The sequence below is a fragment of the Leisingera sp. genome (assembly GCF_982940295.1).
Genome location: NZ_CEYXRG010000002.1, coordinates 155,746 through 174,928, shown reverse-complemented (window position 1 = coordinate 174,928; position 19,183 = coordinate 155,746). Strand labels below are relative to the sequence as shown.

Genomic DNA, 19,183 nt, shown 5'->3' with positions numbered 1-19,183 from the left:
TGAAGGCTCTTATCCAGTGTGTATGTTCAGCCGCGCCTCAACGGTAAACCGCGCCCAAACGCGGCGGCTGCGCCGCCCATGACGCGGGGCTGGGTAGGCGGAGGCGGGGTTATTCGGCGGCGGCCTGCGGTTCGGTTCTGGCCGGGATGGCATAGCAAGTCACCGGCTGGGAAACATTGTGCAGGCTGACTGCGCCCAGCGGGATGCCCTGCGCCGGGTCTTTCAGAATGTCGCAGCTGACGACAACCGGATAGTCGACCCTCTTGCCGTAGTCGCCCAGCCGGGCCGCGATATTGGCGGCCTGGCCGATCACCGTGAAGTCCAGCCGCTCCCGCGAGCCGACGTTGCCATAAGTCACCCGGCCATAGGCAATGCCGATGGCGGCCTCGCAGCGGTGGCCGTCCTCCTCGCCTGCAAGCTCCTCCAGCCGGGCCACGATGGCGCGGGCGCTGTCCAGCGCCTGGGTGCGGGCCTTTTCCGGGTCGCTGCCGGCCGGGAACACCGCCAGCACAGCGTCGCCGATGAATTTCAGCACCTCGCCGCCGTGATCATGCACGATGGTCGAGGCGGTCTCGAAGAACTGGTTCAGAAGCGCGATATAGTCCTGGCGGCCCAGCTGCTCCTCCAGGCGGGTAGAGCCGCGCAGGTCGCAGAACATGATGGCGGCGTCGATCTCGTCGCCGTCGCCGCGTCGGATCTCGCCGCCCAGCACCCGGGCGCCGGTGCGTTTGCCGACGTAGGTTTCCAGAAGCGACTGGGCGTTTTCACGCTGCATGAAGATTTCATAGTAGCGCGCAACCACATCCGAGCATTCGAAGATCAGCCCGAGGTTGGAGGTGGAGAAGCCGTTCGGGTGGTCGCTGGTCAGGGTCAGCACATTGATCCGCCCGTCGGAAAACCGCAGCGGCATGGCGACATAATCGGTGGCCCCCTCCTTGCGCAGGTCTTCGAGGATCGGGAAGGCGTCGTCCGAGCAGCAGCTGCCGAGCCGGTGGCGCACGCCGCCCAGGCCGTTGGAGACATGCCGCAGCGGGCTGTTCTGGTAGGCCGGGTGGTCATGGATCTCGTAAGATGGCGCGTAGGTGGTGACCTCGCCGGTCTTCCTTTGCCAGATAAAGTTCTTGCCCGCGATCAGCGGGTGCAGCGACCAGGCCATGACCGAGAGGCGGGAGAGATAGATGCCCTGCTCGACGAATTTTTCCGCCAGAGCGGCGGTCAGCTCTTCCGGGGTCGGCACCAAGGCCGCATCGCGCAGCAGCCAGTCGATCACCGGGCCGGAGATATTGCCGTAGTCCGGCATCTCCACCTTGTTCCGGCCCAGGTCGAATTCAGCCTCTGCACCGGGCATGAAACCGATATGGCCGGAAATCGCCGCGGCCTCGGGCATCGCGTCCTCATAGGCCCAGACACCGTTTTGCACGCTGTTGCCGGGCAGCAGGATGTCGCGGTAGCTGGCGGTGCCTTTGAACGGGCAAAACGTCTGCAGGTCGGTATGGGGGGAGAGCGGGGCGGTGACGTCTTCTGCCGGGAAGTAGATCGCCGGGGGAAGGCGGGTTTCATACATCACCTTGGCGCGGGTGCTTTGCGCCAGGATGATGCCGTTGCGCCGGGCAGTGACCTGGCCGTGCAGCGGCTCGACGACAATGCCGTAGCCCCGGTTACGGGTCTGCACCTGTGCATCCATCCCTGAGGTCCTTGTCCTTGCGGCGGCATCCAAGACCGGCCGGCGTCGGCCGGTTCTGCTCTATCTGGGGTCTGCCGGCAGGAATTCCAGAGCCGAACACATGATATTGAGTGAGCCGGAGCAAGCCAGGTCAGACCATCCGGATCACATCCTTGCTGATGGCCAGCACGTAGCCGCGCTTAGCGATGTTCTTGACCAGCAGCTCACTGACCATCTGATTGCCCAGCGTGTCCCGCAGCCGCTTGATACGGGTGGCGCCGGCGGCTTCCTCGCAATCGGCCGAGGTGCGGCCTGAGATGACGGCTTCGATCTCGGCGCCCGATAGCACATCGTCATCCAGCCGGGCCTCGGCCAGGACCGACAGGGTTTCCATGGCGGCGGGCGTCAGCTTGAACCCCATGTTGTTGAGGTAGACGGTGTTTTCATCGCGGCTGATCAGCAGTTCAGTCACCTGAATGCCTGCACGCTCAATCTGCGCCATGCGGCGGTTGAGCATCACCAGCATTCCCAGCACCGTAAGCGCCGCGACCATCATCGCAGTGGCGAAGACCAGCAGCACGAAGATCACCATCCGGTAGCTGGTCAGCGTGTCCGCAAAGGCGGTGCCGGACTGGGCCAGGATTTCCAGCAGCTTGATTTCAGCCTGGGCGGTCAGGTCGTTTTCGATAAACAGCCGCTCGACCCGGGCGTTGAACGCATTGGCATCCGGCAGAGTCAGCAGCAGCACCGTGCCGGCCACCGCCAGAATCGCAACAATGGCGGCGATGCCAAAGCCGATGACTTTGCTGCCGGCGGAACGGGCCTCAGAAACGGAGATAGTAGGATCCGGCATTGGCCCTCCTTTGTTGCAGGCCTTCGGGGCCGAAGACGGACAGGACATTCAGGAGCTTCCATCCATCGGACGCGATGCGTGCCTGGATCTCGCTTTTGGCGGCCTTCTTATGACAGGGGCCGGAGAGCTGGATCACGCCATAATGCAGGCGCAAGGGGTTGTCCTGCTTGGCCTTGTAGTCGGCATAGCATTCGGCGGCTTGCGCCGGGGGGGAGATCGCCAGAAGGGCGGCCGCAAGGGCGGCTATCAGGAGGTGCTGTTTCATGAGGGCATCCTGCGGTTCTGCGATGTGAAATTCAATAACCGCAGGGGGTTGAACAGGGTGTTATCCGATATCAAGGGGCCGATATTGCCTGTCCGGACAGGGCGAGAGCAGGCTGGGGTCATCAAGGCGCATTGGCTGCACGACAATCTATTTTTGAGAAAGGTCCTGATATGACCCGGACACCCCGCCCGCAACCGCACCGCAAATTCATTGCTTTGATCGTAGCTGTATCCATCGCCATAACCGGTTTCTCGGCAGCGCCTGCCCGTGCCGATGAGGATGTTGCCAAAATTCTTGGCGGACTGGCACTGCTGGGAATCCTTGGTGCTGCGATCAAGCATTCCCGGGACAAGGATGACCATACGGTGACGCATAACTATGCGCCGCCGCCGCACAACCATTCCCATGGCGGCCACAAGCACCGGGGATACGGCCGTGATGACAGGCATGTGAAACCACTGCCGCCGCGGGTGCGCCGTTATGACCTGCCGTCCCAGTGCCTGAAGTATTTCCCGCGCTACAGCCGCAACCACCCGCTGGTTGGGAAGGGCTGTCTTGAGCGCAGCTATGGCTACACCAAGGCGCTGCCGCAGTCCTGCCGGGTGACGTTCTGGAATGGCAAGCGCCATCGCACCGGCTACAAGCCGGGCTGCCTGAACAGCCATGGCTACCGGCTGGTGCGGCGCTGAGCCTGAATACAGATTCGAGCAGCAAACTGGGGGGCTTCGGCCCCCCTTTTTTGCTGCCGCCCTTGCATAACCGGCAGGCATTGGCTTTGACGGGGGGATGACACAGCCTGATTACAGCCTTGAAGCCGCCGCCCTTGCGCAAGGGCATGTGAGGATAGCCGGAGTGGATGAGGTGGGCCGCGGGCCGCTGGCCGGGCCGGTGACGGCCGCAGCTGTGGTTCTGGATGCCGCCGCGATCCCCGAAGGTCTGAACGACTCCAAGAAACTGAGCCTGAAAAAGCGCGAGGCGCTGGAAGGTAAGATTTTGTCCTGCGCGCAGGCGGCCATAGCCCACGCAACGGTGGAAGAGATTGATTCCCTGAATATTTTGCGCGCCTCCCATCTGGCGATGGAACGCGCGGTGGCGGCGCTGGACCCGGCGCCGGATTACCTGCTGATTGATGGCAACCTGATCCCCAGGGGGCTGGCTCTGCCCAGCGAAGCGGTCGTCAAAGGCGACGCAAAATCCCTGTCGATTGCGGCGGCCTCAATCATCGCCAAACTGGCACGTGACAGGATCATGGTGGATTTGGCGCAACAGTTCCCCGGTTATGGCTGGGAGAAAAACGCAGGCTACCCCTCGAAACAGCACCGCGAGGCGCTAGTTCAGCTGGGTGTGACCCCACATCATCGGCGCTCGTTTAAGCCAGTACACAATATCTTGTATCAAGAGTGAACCGTAGCGCGTTGTTATAATAAACAAATTGACCTCGAATCCGCGATGACTCATCCTGTGGACAACCTAATGAGCGCAAAAATGCGCCGCGGTTATGAGGCAGAGCAATGAATAAAACCATGACAAAGGGCGCGGCAGCGCTCCCTTTAAACACGATTATTGGCGGGGACTGCGTCGAAGCGATGAACAGTCTGCCGGCCAATTCGGTCGATCTGATCTTTGCGGATCCCCCGTATAACCTGCAGCTGAAGGGCCAGCTGCACCGCCCCGACAACTCCAAGGTAGACGCGGTAGACGACCATTGGGACCAGTTTTCCAGCTTTCAGGCCTATGACCAGTTCACCCGCGAGTGGCTGAAGGCGGCGCGCCGGGTGCTGAAGCCGAATGGCTCTATCTGGGTAATCGGTTCCTACCACAACATCTTCCGTGTCGGCGCTGTGCTGCAGGACGAAGGTTATTGGGTGCTGAACGACGTCATCTGGCGCAAGTCGAACCCGATGCCGAACTTCCGCGGCAAGCGGTTCACCAATGCGCATGAGACGATGATCTGGGCATCGAAGTCGGAAGGCGCGAAATACACCTTCAACTATGAGGCTCTGAAGGCGCTGAACGAAGGCATCCAGATGCGCAGCGACTGGGTGCTGCCGATCTGCACCGGCCATGAGCGGCTGAAGGACGAGAACGGCGACAAGGCGCATCCGACGCAGAAGCCGGAATCGCTGCTGCACCGGATCCTGGTTGGCGCGACCAACCCGGGCGACGTGGTGCTGGACCCGTTCTTTGGCACCGGCACCACCGGCGCTGTGGCCAAGATGCTGGGCCGCGAATTCATCGGCATCGAGCGCGAGGAAGCCTACCGCAAGGTAGCGGAGAAGCGGATCAAGGCGGTGCGCAAGTTCGACCGCGAGGCGCTGGAGGTGTCCGCCAGCAAGCGCGCGGCGCCGCGGGTGCCGTTCGGCCAGCTGGTGGAACGCGGAATGCTGCGCCCGGGCGAGGAGCTTTACTCGATGAACCGCCGCCACAAGGCCAAGGTGCGGGCTGACGGCACCCTGATCGGCGACAACATCAAGGGTTCGATCCACCAGGTGGGCGCGCATCTGGAAAACGCGCCGTCCTGCAACGGCTGGACCTACTGGTGCTTTAAGCGCGATGGCAAGACGGTGCCGATCGACGTGCTGCGCCAGCAGATCCGGGCCGAGATGCAGAACTGAGGCGCCAGGACTTTTCTGAACACAACAGTCTATTGCAGGTGCCTGCGCGTTTGCGCAGGCGCACACCTTGCCCCGCCTGTCCAAGGCGGGGTTTTTTGCGCCTATGCGGCCCGATGCGCTATTCCTTCTGCGGAACGGGGGATTTAAGTGCAGTGCCGGAACTGCAGCAACCAGCGGGCAGGGGGAAAACCGATGACCGATACCGCAATTGCGTCTGGAGCCGGTGCCGCCCATGCGGCGGGGAGTGGCAGCTTACAGCAGGCCGCAACCGCGGAAAGCAGGTTCGCGGAGGCCGCGCTGGATGCGCACAAGCGGCGCGGGCTGCAGCTTGCCGTGCGGGCGCGCTGGATTGCGCTGCCTATCATCGCGGTCTTCATCGTCTTCCTGAACCCGGTCTGGAGCGTGCTGTATTACCACGGCATTCTTGCGCTTTTGTGCCTCAACGGGTGGTTTATCAGCCGGGCGGGCAAGGTCGGCAGGTCGCGCCTGGAGCTGTTCCTGATCTTCCTCGATCTCCTCATCATGACCTATGGCCTGGTCGTGCCCAATCCCTTCGACAGCCGTGACATACCGGCGGCTATGCTCTACCGGTTCGACAACTTCCAGTATTTCTTCGTCATCCTTGCGGCGGGAACCATGGCCTATTCCTGGCGCACGGTGATTGCTATCGGCACCTGGACAGCAGCGATGTGGCTCAGCGCGCTGGCCCTTGTCTGGTGGTTCTCCAGCCCGGTTCCGGGACTATCAGAAGCAGTGAACATGGCCCTGGACTTTAGCCCTGAGCTGGCGGAGTTTTTTGATCCCAACAGTTTTGTCGTGCGGCTGCGGGTGCAGGAGGCGGTGGTCTTTGTGCTGGTGGCGGTGACGCTGGGTTTCTCGGTGCGCCGGTTCAACGGGCTGCTGCGGAGCAATGCCAGCCTGACACGGGAGCGGGCCAACCTGTCGCGGTACTTCTCGCCCAATGTGGTCGAGCAGCTGTCGCAGAACGACGAGCCGTTGAAACAGGTGCGCAGCGAGAACATCGCCGTGCTTTTCATCGACATCGTTGGCTTTACCCGGCTGTCCGCCGGGATGGATCCGCGGGAGGTGATTGATCTCTTGCGCGAATTTCACGGTCGGATGGAGCGCGAGGTGTTCCGCCATCACGGCACGCTGGACAAATACCTGGGCGATGGGCTGATGGCGACCTTCGGCACGCCGGTGGCGGGGGGGCGGGATGCCAGCAACGCGCTGGCGTGTGCCCATGCCATGCGGGCCTCGCTGGAAAAATGGAACAAGGAGCGTATCCGGCAGGGCAAGCCGGAGATCCGCGCCGGGATCGGCATTCACTATGGTGAGGCGCTTCTGGGCGACATCGGTGCCAACAGGCTGGAATATGCTGTGATCGGCATGACGGTGAATGTTGCCGCCCGGCTGGAGAACCTCACCCGCAAGCTGCAGGCCAGGATCGTCACCAGTGAAACGTTGGCGGAGCGGGTCAAGGCGGAACAAGCGGAGCCGGGCCTGCTGGACGGCAGCACCTGGCACCACGGGCAGGAGGTGCGCGGGCTGGATCAGCCGATGACTGTCCTGGCCTGGAGCTAAGCCTTAGCGCGGCATCGGGTTTTGCGCCTTGTTATAGGCGTGCCAGTCGGTAATTTCCGGATAGTACCGCTGCCGCCAGCGCCGCACCCGCGGATTCATCACCCGCCGCCATAGGGGCGGGATCATCGCGGCGATGGTCATCACCGGGTAGCCATAAGGCAGCTGCGGCGCGTCGGCCTCGGTGTAGTTCTGCAGCAGCGGAAAGCGGCGGTTCGGCTTGTAATGGTGATCCGAATGGCGCTGCAGGTTGATCAGCAGCCAGTTCGACGCCTTATGCGCCGCATTCCAGGAGTGCCGCGGCTGGACGGGCTCATACTTGCCGTCGCCCAAGTGTTTGCGGGTCAGCCCGTAATGCTCGACATAGTTGACCACCTCGAGCTGCCAGATGGCGGTGCCGGCCTGCACCAGGAACAAGAGCACGCCGGTCAGCCCGCCCAGCAGCAGCGCTAGCAGCAGCATGGCCGCCTGCAGGGCCCAGTAGCGGAAAAACGGGTTGGAGCGGTCGGTCCAGGGGCGGTTCTTCTTGGCCAGCTTCTCCTTCTCGGCGCGGAAGGCGGAATGCCAGCATTGCCGCAGCACCCGCGGATAGAAACGGTGGAAGCCTTCGTTATAGCGCGCCGTGACCGGATCGCGCGGGGTGCCGACATAGCGGTGATGCACTAAGAGATGCTCGGAGCGGAAATGGGAATAGAGCACCATCGCCAGCAGGATATCCCCAAGCCAGCGCTCGACCCGGCTGGATTGGTGCATCAGCTCGTGGCTGTAGTTGATGCCGACGGCGCCCGTAACCACGCCAACCCCGAAGAAAGCCGCGAATTTCTCGAAGCCGTTCAGGTGCTCCGCGCCGCTGACATACCAAATCAGCCCGAACAGTGTAAGGAACTGCAGCGGCACCCAGGTTGCGGTCAGCGCCTTGTACCACTTGAGGTCGCTGTCAGATGTCTCGGGGTCGGCGTTTTCCAGATTGAGCCCGAACATCCCGTCCAGCACCGCAAACAGGTGCCAGGTCACCAGCGGCGGCAGCAGCAGTGCCCAGCCGCCCTGCAGCGCCGCAATCCAGACCAGCGGCAGAAGCAGGAAGGACATCCAGAACGGCAGGGCGCTTTGCCAGCGGGAAAGAGTTTCGGGGGCAATCATGCCGGTGTCTCCCAATCAGTCAGCGCGCGTCTTGGCCGACCCTAGGCCCAAAGGTCTGAAAACCCAAGAGGGAGGCAGCGCGGCCTAGCCCCCCTTGCGCAAATCGAAGGCTTTGCGCATCACCGTGGGCAGGCTGGAGGGGCGGAAAGCGTGCCGCGGGATCAGTTCCTGCGCGGGATCCGGGTTGAAGCCTTCGGGCAGATCCGCTGTCAAAACCTGCAGGATAAGATGGAAATGGGTGAAGGTGTGGCGCACCTCTCCGCCCAGGTCCTGCCAATCCGCCGCGAAGGGGGGATTGGGGGCAGGGGCCTCGTTCCACTCCGACCCGGGCCAGCCCAGCATGCCACCCAGCAGCCCCTTGTCCGGGCGCCTTTCCAGCAGCCAGGTGCCCTCCGCGGATTTGGCCAGGTAGACGATGCCGTACCGGGTTGGCTTTGGCTTTTTGGGTGTTTTCTTGGGCAGTTCGGCAGCGGTGCCCGCGACCCGCGCCGCGCAAGGGTCCCGCCAGGGGCAGATGCCGCAGGCCGGGCTGCGGGGGGTGCAGATGGTAGCGCCCAGATCCATTACCGCCTGGGCATAGTCTCCGGGCCGCTGCGCCGGGGTCAGCTCCGCCGCGCGCTCCTTTAGCACGGGCTTTACCTCGGGCAGGGGATCGTGGATGTCATGCAGCCGGGCCATCACCCGTTCGACATTGCCGTCAAGAACGGTCTCAGGCCGGTCGAAGGCGATCGAGGCGATGGCGGCGGCGGTATAGGGGCCAATACCGGGCAGCTTGAGCAGGCCTTCGTAACTGTCAGGGAAGATCCCCTCCAGCTCACCGGCAACCGCGCGGGCGCATTTCAGCAGGTTGCGGGCGCGGGCGTAATAGCCAAGGCCCGCCCATTCGCTCATCACGTCCGCGTCCTCTGCCGCGGCCAGATCCAGCACCGTCGGCCAGCGGCTGGTGAAGCGCAGGAAATACTCCCGCACCGCGGCCACGGTGGTCTGCTGCAGCATCACCTCGCTGAGCCAGACCTTGTAGGGGTCGGGGCGGATGCCGGCCGCGCGCTCCGCCGGGCTGACGCGCCAGGGCATTTCGCGGGCATGCACATCGTACCAGGCCAGCAGCTCTCCGCTCATCATCCCTGCATTGCTGTTCAAGTCACGCATTCGTTATTCCTTGGCTTGCGGTTGGGCTGGCGCCTGTACCCGGGCTCTTTACAATAGGGTACGCAGTCGAGCAAAAGCTAGATCATGGCATTCAGGCGCAGCACAACACGCGGGTTCGCACGAACCTCCAAGCTCCTCAACGAGCAGATCCGCAAGGCGGGGGAAAGCCGGGGATTCGCGGTGTCCCGGCTGCTGACCCATTGGGAAGAGATCGCAGGCCCGGATATTGCCGCCATGGCGCGGCCTGTGAACGTCGGCTATGGCCGCGGCTCCTTTGGCGCCACGCTGACGGTGCTGACGACCGGGGCCAATGCGCCGATGCTGGAGATGCAGAAGGAACGCCTGCGCGAGCGGGTGAATGCGGTTTACGGCTTCAACGCCATCTCCAAGGTGCGGATCACGCAAACGGCACCGACGGGATTTTCCGACGGCCGCGTGGAATTCAAATATGCCCCCAAAGTGCAAGCGCCGCTGCAGCCGGACCCGCAGGATGCTGCGGAGGCCAGCAAGGCGGCGGCCGGGGTGGAAAACGACGATTTGCGCGCCGCCCTGGAACGCCTGGGGCGCAATGTGCTGACAAAACAGAAAACGCAAGGAAAGGGGTTCAAATGACCCGTCTCATGTCAGGTGTGTTTGCCGCTGTTGCGGTGGTTGCGGGCGGTTATGCCCTGTCCGGTTTCAACAGCCAGAGCAATCTGCCGGAAAACCCGCTGGTTGGCGCCGCCTTTGCGCAAGAGGCCGAAGTGGACACTTCGACCATCACCGAGATGACCCTTGGCGCCGAGGATGCGCCGGTCACGCTGATCGAATATGCCTCCTATACTTGCCCGCATTGCGCCAATTTCCACAACACGGTCTTCAAGCAGCTGAAGGAAGACTACATCGACACCGGCAAGGTGAAGTTCATCTACCGCGAGGTCTATTTCGACCGCTACGGGTTGTGGGCGTCGATGATTGCGCGCTGCAACGGGCCGGAGAAGTTCTTTGGCATTTCCGACCTGATCTACAAGGGCCAGTCGGAATGGGCGCGCGCGGGCGGTGCGTCGGAGATCGTGGATGAGCTGCGCAAGATCGGCCGCCTGGCGGGTCTGGAGAACGAGCAGCTGGAAGCCTGCCTGCAGGATGGCGCCAAGGCGCAGACCCTGGTGACCTGGTACCAGGAGAACGCGACGGAGCACGGGATCGAGTCGACTCCGTCCTTTATCCTGAACGGCGAGAAGATTTCGAACCAGTCCTACGAGGAGTTCAAAAAACTGCTCGATGCAGAGCTGGAAGGCTGAGAAACAGCTCCGCTGCAACGATGGCAAGCCCGGGCCGGAGCCCGGGTTTTTCTCGTTTTAGGGCCGCAGCGAAACCCGTGGCGGTTCAGGGCGCGGGTGCGGCTTTCTTCACCATGTCTTTCAACGCGTCATCCCCGGCAACCTGCAGTCTTACCGGCAGGGTGATCACCTTGCGGCGGAAGCTGTCAGGCAGGCGGACGGCATCCTTTTCGGTGGTAACAAGCTGGGCGCCGCGCATCTTGGACTCATTCTCCAGACGGTTCAGCAGCGCCGGGGTCAGCGGCTGATGATCATCCAGCGCTTCGGCCCGGGCGATATCAGCACCGAGGCTGCGCAGGGTATTAAAGAACTTCTGAGGATGGCCGATGCCTGCGAAAGCAAGCACGCGGGTGCCATTCCAGGGCATCCCTGTTTGCAACGGCTCCAGCGCGCCCGTGAAATGCGGCAGGCCCTGCAGCTGGCTGCTCCAGGCGGCGGTAAATGCCTGCTGCGCCGGTTCGGCGCCGATTGAGAGCACCGCATCGGCGCGTTTCAATCCGGTAGCCACTGGCTCGCGCAACGGGCCGGCAGGCAGGCAGCGGCCATTGCCGAAGCCATGCTGTGCGTCGACCACGATCAGCGACAGGTTCTTTGCGACGGAGGGGTTTTGAAAGCCATCGTCCAGTATGATGACCGTAGCCCCCGCTGCAGCAGCGGCACGGGCGCCCGCGGCGCGGTCCTTGGCGACCCAGACTTCGCCAAAGGCGGCCAGCAGCAGCGGCTCATCGCCCGTTTGCGCGGCCTCATGCTGGCCTGGAAACACCTGCACGGGGCCTTCCAGCGTTCCGCCGTAGCCGCGGGTTACCACATGCGGCTCGTGTCCGAGGCTGCGCAGGGTTTCCAGCAGCCAGATCACCGTCGGCGTCTTACCGGTGCCGCCGGCGTTCAGGTTGCCGACGCAGATCACTGGCACGCCGGGTACGGCCGGGCTGCCCTTGGCGACCCTGGACGCAGTGGCACGCGCATAGGCCCAGCCGAGCGGCGCCAGCAAGGCGGCCCGCAGATCGAATTCGCCCGGCGGCTTGTGCCAGAAGTCAGGTGCCCGCATGGGAATCCTCGCGCTGGTCCAGCAGCCCCTGAACCTTTTCCATTAACGTGTCGGTTGTGGCGGCGCTTTCGGTCACGCTTTGCCAGCCGGCCAGGGCCATTTCCGCCGCCTTGTCCGGAGCAGACATCGCGACCACCGCATCGGTCATTTCCGCCTGGGTGCGCACGACCTGGGCAGCGCCGGCCATGGCCAGGCGCTCATACAGGTCGCGGTGGGCATGGACGCCGGGCCCGTGCAGCAGAGCCGATCCCAAGGCGGCGGCATCAAGCGGAGACTGGCCCTGGGCTGCGGGGTCCAGGCTGCTGGCAATCAGCGCAACCGGAGACAGCCGGTACCAAAGGCCAAGGTCTTCGCCGCCTGTCAGCAGCACCTGGGTGAAGTCCTCAGGCTCGCCCCCGGTTTCCCATTCGGCAAAAGACAGACCGCTGTCCTGGAGCAGGCCGCGCGCGGCATCCAGGTCCGCGAAGTCATCCAGCGCGACCACCAGCAAGAGCCGGTGCAGCAGCCGCAGTGCGCCCCGGTGGGCGTCCAGGATGCCAGGCAGCTCGCTGAGCTTGACGTGAGCCGCCAGCCAGACCGGGCGGCTGCCCAGTGTCTGCTGCATCGCGGCCAGCTCTTCATCGTTGCAGCCAGGCGGAGTCGCAGAGACCCGAAGTTTTCCTGCCAGCTCCACCCGCTCTGTCGGGAACCCCGCGCGGACCAGCCGCGCCTGTACTGATTTAGACGGTGTCAGGATGCAGGTGAGTCCTTCCAGCAACCGCCTCCGGTGATCCGGAAGCCAGCGGCTGCCCCGGTTCGGGACCTCGTCTTCCAGCAGGTCGGCCAGCAGCACACCAGTGCCTTGTTCGCGCAGCTGCCGCAGCATGACCCGCCGGGCAGGAGTTCCGGTCCAGATGCAGGCGTCAGGCTGCCAATGGCCAAGAAAGTCCCGCGCTTCCGCCAGCGTGTCCTCGGGCAGCGGGCCGACGGGGACATCGCAACCAACGGTTCCGGTCAGCCGCAGGTCCGGTTCCCAGCTTGCCAGCACAGACAAGTCCGGGCGCAGGTTCTTGAGACGGCGGCCGATATCGCATAGCGCCAGGTAGCGCTCAGGCGTTGTTGCATGCACCCACAGCAGCTCACCCCTGGGACGGGGCTGCAGTACGGATTGGCGGCTGGGAGCTGTGGTTCGCCGTTGCATCTGGTTCGATCTGAAATTTCCGGCCCAAGGTATCGGCAACATGCGGGTTTGTCTGTGAAAAACTTGTCGGCGGCGCAACCGCCGCTGTTACAGCCGCTTAAGGCCGGCTGCCGTCAATGTCCAGCAATGCCCGGGCTGGCCGGGTCCAGTGCATTCAAAAGAGCTTGGTGCAAAGTGCTGGCGCCGGCCACCACCCCGTTCAGGCGCGGGGCAGGGTTGTTGAAGCGCAAAGGGTTGCCGACCCTGTCGGTGATGGTGCCTCCGGCCTCGCGCAGCAGCAGATCGCCTGCGGCAATGTCCCACTCCCAGCTAGGCCGCAGTGTCAGCATGGCACCGAACCTGCCGTCGGCCACTTTGGCCAGGCGGTAGGCCAGCGACGGGCGGTAGCTGCGGATGAAACCGGGCGGGGTGCCGCCCAGCCAATGGTGGCTTTGCAGGTTGGGCTTGGCAGCCAGCACTTCTGTTACGGCCAGATCCAAGGCGGAAGAAACTTGGATCGGCTCGCCGTTGCAAGCGGCGCCCTGGCCCTTGGCCGCGGTGTACATCAGATCCCGCTGCGGCAGGTAGATCACCGCCGCCGTCACCACGCCATTTTCCGCGACGGCGATGGAATGCGCCCAGGTCCGGGAGCCCTGGGCAAAGCTGCGGGTGCCGTCGATCGGGTCGATGATGAAAACCCGGTCCCGCGACAGCCGCGCGGCGGTGTCCTCAGTTTCTTCCGACAGCCAGCCGTAACCGGGCCGCGCCTTTTGCAGCATGTCTTCGAGCATGGCATTCACGGCCAGGTCTGCTTCTGTCACCGGGCCTGCACCGCCGGGCTTGTCCCAGCTTCTGGCTTCGGGACCTGTGAAGCGGCATGCGATGTCTCCGGCCAGTTCCGCCGCTTTTACAAGCAGGGGAAGGTCAGTTGCCGGCAAGTGTCATCCCCTCGACCAGCAGCGACGGCACCACGGTGGACAGGTGCGCGCGCGCGTCATTGGCCGGAACAATCCGCCGCAGCATATCGTGCAGGTTGCCCGCAATGGTGCATTCGTTCACCGGATAGGCGATCTCGCCGTTTTCCACCCAGAAACCGGAGGCGCCCCGGGAATAGTCGCCGGTGTTGGGATTGATAGTGGAGCCGATCATTGAGGTGACCAGCAGGCCAGTGCCCATCTGCGCGATCAGTTCCTCGCGGCTGGCCTCGCCCTGGGTCAGCGCGATGTTCCAGGTCGAGGGGGAGGGCACCCCGCCTATGCCGCGGGCGGCGTTGCCGGTGCTTTCCAGTCCCAGTTTGCGGGCTGAGGCCAGGTCCAGTGTCCAGCCGGTCAGCACGCCGTTGTCCACCACGGTGCGGCGGCGGGTCGGCAGCCCCTCGCCGTCAAAGGGACGGGAGCCGGAAATCCGCGGGCGGTGGGGGTCTTCAATGACGGAGAGTGCTTCGGGCAGCACCTGCTGGCCCAGCGAATCCTTCAGCCACGAGGAGCCGCGGGCAATTGCCGCACCGTTAGCTGCCGACATCAGATGCCCGATCAGGGAGGAGGATATGCGTTCGTCAAACAGCACCGGGAAGCTGCCGGTCTTGGGCTTGCGCGCGCCCAGCCTGGCAACGGCCCGCTCGCCGGCAGTCTGCCCTATGTCCTGAGCGCTGCGCAGATCGCCCTGGAACGTGCGCGAGTCACCATCGTGGTCACGCTCCATGCCGGTGCCGGTGCCCGCGATTCCGGTGCAGGACAGCGACCGGCCGGTGCGCTGGTAGCCGCCGGAAAAACCGTTGGTGGCAGCCATATGAACAGCGTGGCGGCCATAGCCTGCGGCGGCCGACTGCACCTGGGTGATGCCGTCGATTTCCTGGCAGGCGGCCTCGGCGGCCAGGGCATCTGCCTGCAGCGCAGCCGGTTCCGGCTCGCCCGAGGGGTCTTCCAGCTCCAGCGCGGCCACGTCCCAGTTTTGGGCCAGCTGCGACGGATCGGCGAGTCCGGCATAGGGATCCTCAGGTGCTTCCTTGGCCATCGCCACGGCGCGTTCGGCCATCGCGGCGATGGTTTCCGGGTGCATGTCCGACGACGACACCAGCGCCTGCCGCTTGCCCACAAACACCCGCAGGCCCAGGTCCGTGCCCTCGGAGCGCTCCGCATGCTCCAGCTTGCCCTCGCGCACTTCGATGCTAAGAGAGCTGCCCTCGGCAGCCATGGCATCAGCGGCATCCGCGCCAGCCTTGCGGGCGGCGTCAATCAGGGCGTGGCAAAGCGTTTCGGGGGACTGGGTCATGGGCACCTTCTGTTCTGCTCTGTAAAAGAGCTATCCAGTGAGGCGGCTTGCCGCAAGTGCGGGGTGCAAAAAAGGGGCCGCCAAAGGCAGCCCCTTCGCATTACCCATCAGTGATTTGATGGTTATTTGATGCGCTGGCCGTTGGCGTGGATCTGGCCGTCCTCTGAGATTTCGATCTTGGAGGTCAGCGTGTCCTCACCCTCGCCCGGCACGGCCAGCATGCCCATCATCATCCGTGCGCCCATGGCGTCGCCCTCGGACATCAGCCCCATACCGATCAGCTTGTCGATCAGGGTGTTGGCGCCGGTCAGCTTGAGGTTGGCCTCGCCCGCCGGTGCGGGCATGCCGTCAAAGCTGGTCAGGTCCTCGTTGTTGAAGGTGAAGTCGCCGGTGCCGGTCAGTTCGGCGCCCGCAGCGGAAACCTGCAAATGCTTCACGGTCAGCGCGTTCAGCTCGCCCGGCTGTTCCTCGCCTGCTTCCACAGATTCCATGGCTTCCGGGTCGAACATGTCAAACAGCACCTTCCCCTTGCCGGCCAGGTCCAGAATGACGGTGGCCGGGTCATGCGGCAGCTGGCCGGTCGGGTCGACCATGCCCCACAGCATTTCGGGAACGGCAAAGTCGCGCAAGGTAACGCCAAGGGCGAAATCCTGCTCTTCCTCGGATTTGGCAAGCGGCATCATCAGCTTGAACCCAGCCTCCGCCATGCTGAGCGCCAGCGGGAAGGGGATCTCGGATCCGGTGATGTTCACATTGGTGCCGGTCTGCGACAGGTCATAGGTCAGGTGCTGCTTGTCCATCGCAACGGCGATCGAACCGCCTTGGGAGTTGCTTTCCATGGCAAAGCTTTCGCTTCCGTCCACCCCGGAAATGGACCCGTTGCCGCCGGTGAACGTGAATGTGCCGTCAAAGGCAAAACCGGCTTCCAGAAGCGCTGCCATGTCGGGGCCTTCAAGCCCCGCAGGCACGGTTCCGGTGCCCTTGAAGCTGAGACCTTCCAGCGCGCCCTTGAAAGTACCGGTGCCGTTGCTTTCCGGGTCGTTGAAACCCATGTCGTAGCTCAGGCTGGAGGCGGAAAGCGACTGTTTGTAGCTTCGCATTTCCGCGATCGTCATCGCGGTGGTCGTGGTTACATCGTTCAGGGTGACCTGCGCATTTGCCACGCCATCCGGCACGGCCTCGCCATCGGCGGCCAGCTCAGCCAGTGTCATGGTGACCTTGGAGGAGCGGTAATCATAGCTCATGTTTTCGGCATCGCCGGCCACGATCATCGGGGAGCCGTCATGTGTATAGACAAGCTTGCCCGAGAAAGTTTCCCCGTCGGCGGAAAACTCGAACCCTACCGGGAATTCTGCGGGCAGCAGCAGGTTCACGGTGCCATCGCCGTTTTCCACAAACCGGATCTCCGGCAGGCTGACAGTGCCCGATCCGTCCTCTTCGGGGATCGGCATGACCATCGAAACATCCGAGACGGTCAGGGTGCTGCCGGAAATGGATTCAGTGCCGGACACGGTATAGCCGGTGCTGGTCAGATAGGCCTTCCACTCAGCCCAGACGTCCTGCGCGCTGAGATCGGCCAGGGCGCCCTGGGCTGAAACAACCAAAATTGCCGCTGCGGCACCGCCGCGCGCAAAAATTCGGGACATTAGAGAACCTTTCTCTGTGAGATAATTGAAATCATCGTCGGCCCGGCGGGCAGTGCCGTCAAGGGGGCCATGGGCTGGACCGTTCCCCGTAACCGCTTTACCACTTGGGTCAGCAGCCACTTGGAGGGACAGCGAATGGATTTCAATGGAAAAACAGTTGCAATTACAGGGGCCAGCCGCGGTATCGGCGCAGATGCGGCCCGGGTGTTTGCCGCTGCCGGGGCTAATCTGGCCTTGCTGGCCAGAAGCGGCGAGGCCTTGCAGGAACTGGCGGCGGAGATCGGCGGGAAGGTACTGACCTTCGCCTGCGATGTGGCTGATTACGCCGCGGTCGAGGCGGCGCTGTCCGAGGCGCATCAGAAATTCGGCAGCCTGGATGTTCTGATCAACAACGCCGGGGTGATCGAGCCGATTGCCAGGCTGGAAGAGGCTGCGCCCGAAGACTGGGGCAAGCTGATCGACATCAACGTCAAGGGCGTGTTCAACGGAATGCGGGCCGCGCTGCCGCTGATGAAGCCAGCGGGCGGCGGCACTATCATCACCGTCAGTTCAGGCGCGGCGCACCGGCCGCTAGAGGGCTGGAGCGCGTATTGCACCTCCAAGGCGGGGGCGGCGATGCTGACCAGCGCGCTGGACCTGGAGGAGCGCGGCAACGGCATCCGCGCTATGGGCCTGTCGCCGGGCACGGTGGCAACCCAGATGCAGCGGGAGATCAAGGCCAGCGGCATCAACCCGGTGAGCGAACTGGAGTGGGAAGACCACATCCCCGCCGAATGGCCCGCGCGGACGCTGATGTGGATGTGCACGGCCGACGCGGACGATTATGTCGGAGAGGAAGTCTCCCTGCGCGAGGAGACCATCCGACAGCGGGTCGGGCTGGTATGATCGGGCTGGATATTGCGGACAACGGCCTGTGGACCATCACGATCAACCGTCCGGACAAAGCCAATTCGCTGACAGAGGCGATGCTGACCGAGCTGGCGGAGATCGCCGAACGTGCGCAGGAGGCGCGCGGGCTGATCCTGACCGGCACCGGCAAGGTGTTCAGCGCCGGTGCTGATCTGGACGAGGCGCGGGCGGGCCTGGCGACCTCACCTGTGTGGGAGCGGCTGTCCAATGCGATAGCTGGGGTGCCCTGCCTGAAAGTGGCTGCCCTGAACGGAACCCTGGCAGGCGGCGCCAATGGCATGGTGCTGGCCTGCGATATCCGCATTGCGGTGCCGTCTGCCAAGTTCTTCTATCCGGTGATGAAGCTCGGCTACCTGCCGCAGCCCTCGGACGCTGGCCGCATGGCGGCACTGATCGGGCCTGCCCGCACCAAGTTGATCCTGGCGGCAGGGCAGAAGATCACCGCGCAGGAGGCCTATGATTACGGTCTCGTGGATCGCATCGTAGAGCCGGAGGAGCTGATGGGCACCGCGCATGAGCTGCTGGCGCACGCACTGGAGGCCAAACCGGAGATCGCCGCCGGGATTCTGAGGATGTGCCGGTGAAGCGGCTGTCCGGTGTGCAGCTGCAGGTGGAAGATCCCGAACGGCTCGCCCGGTTCTATTCGGATGTGCTCGGGATGGAAGCACGGACCGATAACGGGACCTGGCGTGCTGGCTATGCAGGGCAGGATGCGGATGTGATCCTGCAGCCGGGCGGCCGCCAGGTTCAGCACTCACGGGACGAGCGCTATTGGAAGATCGGCATTTGCCTGCCCAACCTGGACATCGCTTGCGAGCAGCTGCGGCAGAAGGGCGTGGAGGTCTCTGCCCCGCATCAGTTTCGCGATATTGGTTACATGGCGCATCTGCATGATCCCGAAGGACTTGCCATCGAACTGCTGCAGCATGACTTTCAGGGCAAACGGCCAGAAGAGGCGGGCGACCCGGCGCTGCCGCTGGGCGGCGGGGCGCATGTGGGGCAGATCACCCTGCGTACCGGCGACATCGCGGCAGAGCTGGCCATGCGCGCGGACATGACGCTGCTGTCGGTTCAGGACGTGGCGGAATTCGGTTTTGACCTGCATTTCCTGGCCTATACGGACGAAACCCCGCCGGATCCGGACCTGCAGGCCGTAGCGAACCGGCAATGGTTGTGGCGGCGCCCGTACACGGCACTGGAATTCCAGCATATTGCCGGTGCGGAGTTGCGCGACAGCCCGGCCTTCCTGGGGCTGGAGATCAGCTAGCGCTTGCGCCGTTTGCCGGGCACGCGGGAGCGGAACTCCGGAGGGCGTTTTTGCACCCAGGCAATGAACTTGGCCAGCCGCGGGTGCGTTTTCAGCGCTTCGGGGGTGCTGTATTCGCGGGCCAGTTCCGCCTCGGTCAGCGTCGCGTGGATCTCGCGGTGGCAGATGTCATGCAGCAGCACGGTCGGCCCGCCCTTGCCTCCTTTCAGTTTTGGGATCAGATGGTGCAGGCTTTGCGGCACGCCGTCCGGAATGGGACGGCCGCAAAGCGGGCAGACCGGATCGGACATGTGCGGGC

At 63.8% G+C, this 19,183-nt stretch carries 20 protein-coding genes; 9 read left to right on the top strand and 11 right to left on the bottom strand.

Annotation, left to right across the window (positions count from 1 at the left end):
- Positions 1–109: 109 nt before the first annotated feature.
- The 3 genes from AC4HIX_RS02675 to AC4HIX_RS02665 all read right to left on the bottom strand — a co-directional run bounded on the left by AC4HIX_RS02675 (position 110) and on the right by AC4HIX_RS02665 (position 2,781).
- Positions 110–1,684 (bottom strand): DUF427 domain-containing protein, encoded by a 1,575-nt coding sequence (locus tag AC4HIX_RS02675; RefSeq protein WP_490397786.1) that lies wholly within the window; start codon positions 1,682–1,684, stop codon positions 110–112.
- A gap of 130 nt (positions 1,685–1,814) precedes the next feature.
- A complete protein-coding gene (locus tag AC4HIX_RS02670; protein ID WP_490397785.1) occupies positions 1,815–2,516 on the bottom strand; it encodes a winged helix-turn-helix domain-containing protein in 702 nt (233 codons plus the stop codon).
- On the bottom strand, positions 2,488–2,781 hold the full coding sequence (locus tag AC4HIX_RS02665) for a hypothetical protein (RefSeq protein ID WP_490397784.1): 294 nt from the start codon (positions 2,779–2,781) through the stop codon (positions 2,488–2,490). Before AC4HIX_RS02665 ends, AC4HIX_RS02670 begins: the two co-directional genes overlap by 29 nt.
- Before the next feature lie 170 nt (positions 2,782–2,951).
- Between AC4HIX_RS02665 and AC4HIX_RS02660 the strand changes: the two genes are divergently transcribed.
- The 4 genes from AC4HIX_RS02660 (at position 2,952) to AC4HIX_RS02645 (ending at position 6,980) form a co-directional block, all read left to right on the top strand.
- Complete coding sequence (locus tag AC4HIX_RS02660) at positions 2,952–3,470, top strand: hypothetical protein (RefSeq protein WP_490397783.1); 519 nt, start codon at positions 2,952–2,954, stop codon at positions 3,468–3,470.
- Positions 3,471–3,567: 97 nt separating this feature from the next.
- Complete coding sequence (gene rnhB, locus AC4HIX_RS02655) at positions 3,568–4,185, top strand: ribonuclease HII (RefSeq protein WP_490397782.1); 618 nt, start codon at positions 3,568–3,570, stop codon at positions 4,183–4,185.
- Positions 4,186–4,292: 107 nt separating this feature from the next.
- Complete coding sequence (locus AC4HIX_RS02650; RefSeq protein WP_490397781.1) at positions 4,293–5,396, top strand: site-specific DNA-methyltransferase; 1,104 nt, start codon at positions 4,293–4,295, stop codon at positions 5,394–5,396.
- 192 nt (positions 5,397–5,588) lie between these two features.
- Positions 5,589–6,980 (top strand): adenylate/guanylate cyclase domain-containing protein, encoded by a 1,392-nt coding sequence (locus AC4HIX_RS02645; protein ID WP_490397780.1) that lies wholly within the window; start codon positions 5,589–5,591, stop codon positions 6,978–6,980.
- A 3-nt stretch (positions 6,981–6,983) separates the two neighbouring features.
- Here the strand turns inward: AC4HIX_RS02645 and AC4HIX_RS02640 are convergent, their stop codons facing one another.
- Positions 6,984–8,117 (bottom strand): alkane 1-monooxygenase, encoded by a 1,134-nt coding sequence (locus tag AC4HIX_RS02640; RefSeq protein ID WP_490397779.1) that lies wholly within the window; start codon positions 8,115–8,117, stop codon positions 6,984–6,986.
- An 84-nt stretch (positions 8,118–8,201) separates the two neighbouring features.
- Positions 8,202–9,266, bottom strand: a complete 1,065-nt coding sequence (gene mutY, locus AC4HIX_RS02635) for an A/G-specific adenine glycosylase (protein ID WP_490397778.1) — start codon at positions 9,264–9,266, stop codon at positions 8,202–8,204.
- A gap of 84 nt (positions 9,267–9,350) precedes the next feature.
- Here mutY and AC4HIX_RS02630 point away from each other — a divergent pair, with 84 nt between their 5' ends.
- Positions 9,351–9,878 carry a DUF721 domain-containing protein gene (locus AC4HIX_RS02630; protein ID WP_475048338.1) on the top strand — a complete coding sequence of 176 codons (528 nt, stop codon included), beginning with the start codon at positions 9,351–9,353 and terminating at the stop codon, positions 9,876–9,878.
- On the top strand, positions 9,875–10,546 hold the full coding sequence (locus AC4HIX_RS02625) for a DsbA family protein (RefSeq protein ID WP_490397777.1): 672 nt from the start codon (positions 9,875–9,877) through the stop codon (positions 10,544–10,546). The genes AC4HIX_RS02630 and AC4HIX_RS02625 overlap by 4 nt, the downstream gene beginning before the upstream one ends.
- Before the next feature lie 85 nt (positions 10,547–10,631).
- Here AC4HIX_RS02625 and lpxK read toward each other — a convergent pair whose 3' ends face one another.
- The 5 genes from lpxK to AC4HIX_RS02600 form a co-directional block, all read right to left on the bottom strand.
- Entirely contained in the window at positions 10,632–11,633 is a 1,002-nt protein-coding gene (lpxK, locus tag AC4HIX_RS02620; RefSeq protein ID WP_490397776.1) for a tetraacyldisaccharide 4'-kinase, read from the bottom strand.
- Positions 11,620–12,813, bottom strand: a complete 1,194-nt coding sequence (locus tag AC4HIX_RS02615) for a 3-deoxy-D-manno-octulosonic acid transferase (protein ID WP_490397775.1) — start codon at positions 12,811–12,813, stop codon at positions 11,620–11,622. Before AC4HIX_RS02615 ends, lpxK begins: the two co-directional genes overlap by 14 nt.
- Before the next feature lie 113 nt (positions 12,814–12,926).
- Positions 12,927–13,730, bottom strand: a complete 804-nt coding sequence (locus tag AC4HIX_RS02610; protein ID WP_490397774.1) for an inositol monophosphatase family protein — start codon at positions 13,728–13,730, stop codon at positions 12,927–12,929.
- Positions 13,717–15,063 (bottom strand): TldD/PmbA family protein, encoded by a 1,347-nt coding sequence (locus AC4HIX_RS02605; RefSeq protein WP_490397773.1) that lies wholly within the window; start codon positions 15,061–15,063, stop codon positions 13,717–13,719. Before AC4HIX_RS02605 ends, AC4HIX_RS02610 begins: the two co-directional genes overlap by 14 nt.
- Positions 15,064–15,185: 122 nt before the next feature.
- The gene (locus tag AC4HIX_RS02600) at positions 15,186–16,709 is read right to left on the bottom strand and encodes a DUF2125 domain-containing protein (RefSeq protein WP_490397772.1); all 1,524 of its coding nucleotides are present in this window, start codon (positions 16,707–16,709) and stop codon (positions 15,186–15,188) included.
- 135 nt (positions 16,710–16,844) lie between these two features.
- Here AC4HIX_RS02600 and AC4HIX_RS02595 point away from each other — a divergent pair, with 135 nt between their 5' ends.
- Genes AC4HIX_RS02595 through AC4HIX_RS02585 form a run of 3 tightly spaced genes read left to right on the top strand, consistent with a single transcriptional unit; the run spans position 16,845 to position 18,885 of the window.
- The gene (locus AC4HIX_RS02595; RefSeq protein ID WP_490397771.1) at positions 16,845–17,594 is read left to right on the top strand and encodes an SDR family oxidoreductase; all 750 of its coding nucleotides are present in this window, start codon (positions 16,845–16,847) and stop codon (positions 17,592–17,594) included.
- On the top strand, positions 17,591–18,202 hold the full coding sequence (locus AC4HIX_RS02590) for an enoyl-CoA hydratase/isomerase family protein (protein ID WP_490397770.1): 612 nt from the start codon (positions 17,591–17,593) through the stop codon (positions 18,200–18,202). Before AC4HIX_RS02595 ends, AC4HIX_RS02590 begins: the two co-directional genes overlap by 4 nt.
- Complete coding sequence (locus tag AC4HIX_RS02585; RefSeq protein WP_490397769.1) at positions 18,199–18,885, top strand: VOC family protein; 687 nt, start codon at positions 18,199–18,201, stop codon at positions 18,883–18,885. The genes AC4HIX_RS02590 and AC4HIX_RS02585 overlap by 4 nt, the downstream gene beginning before the upstream one ends.
- Here AC4HIX_RS02585 and AC4HIX_RS02580 read toward each other — a convergent pair.
- Entirely contained in the window at positions 18,882–19,175 is a 294-nt protein-coding gene (locus tag AC4HIX_RS02580) for an HNH endonuclease (protein ID WP_490397768.1), read from the bottom strand. The two genes, AC4HIX_RS02585 and AC4HIX_RS02580, sit on opposite strands and share 4 nt — an antisense overlap.
- Positions 19,176–19,183: the final 8 nt, after the last annotated feature.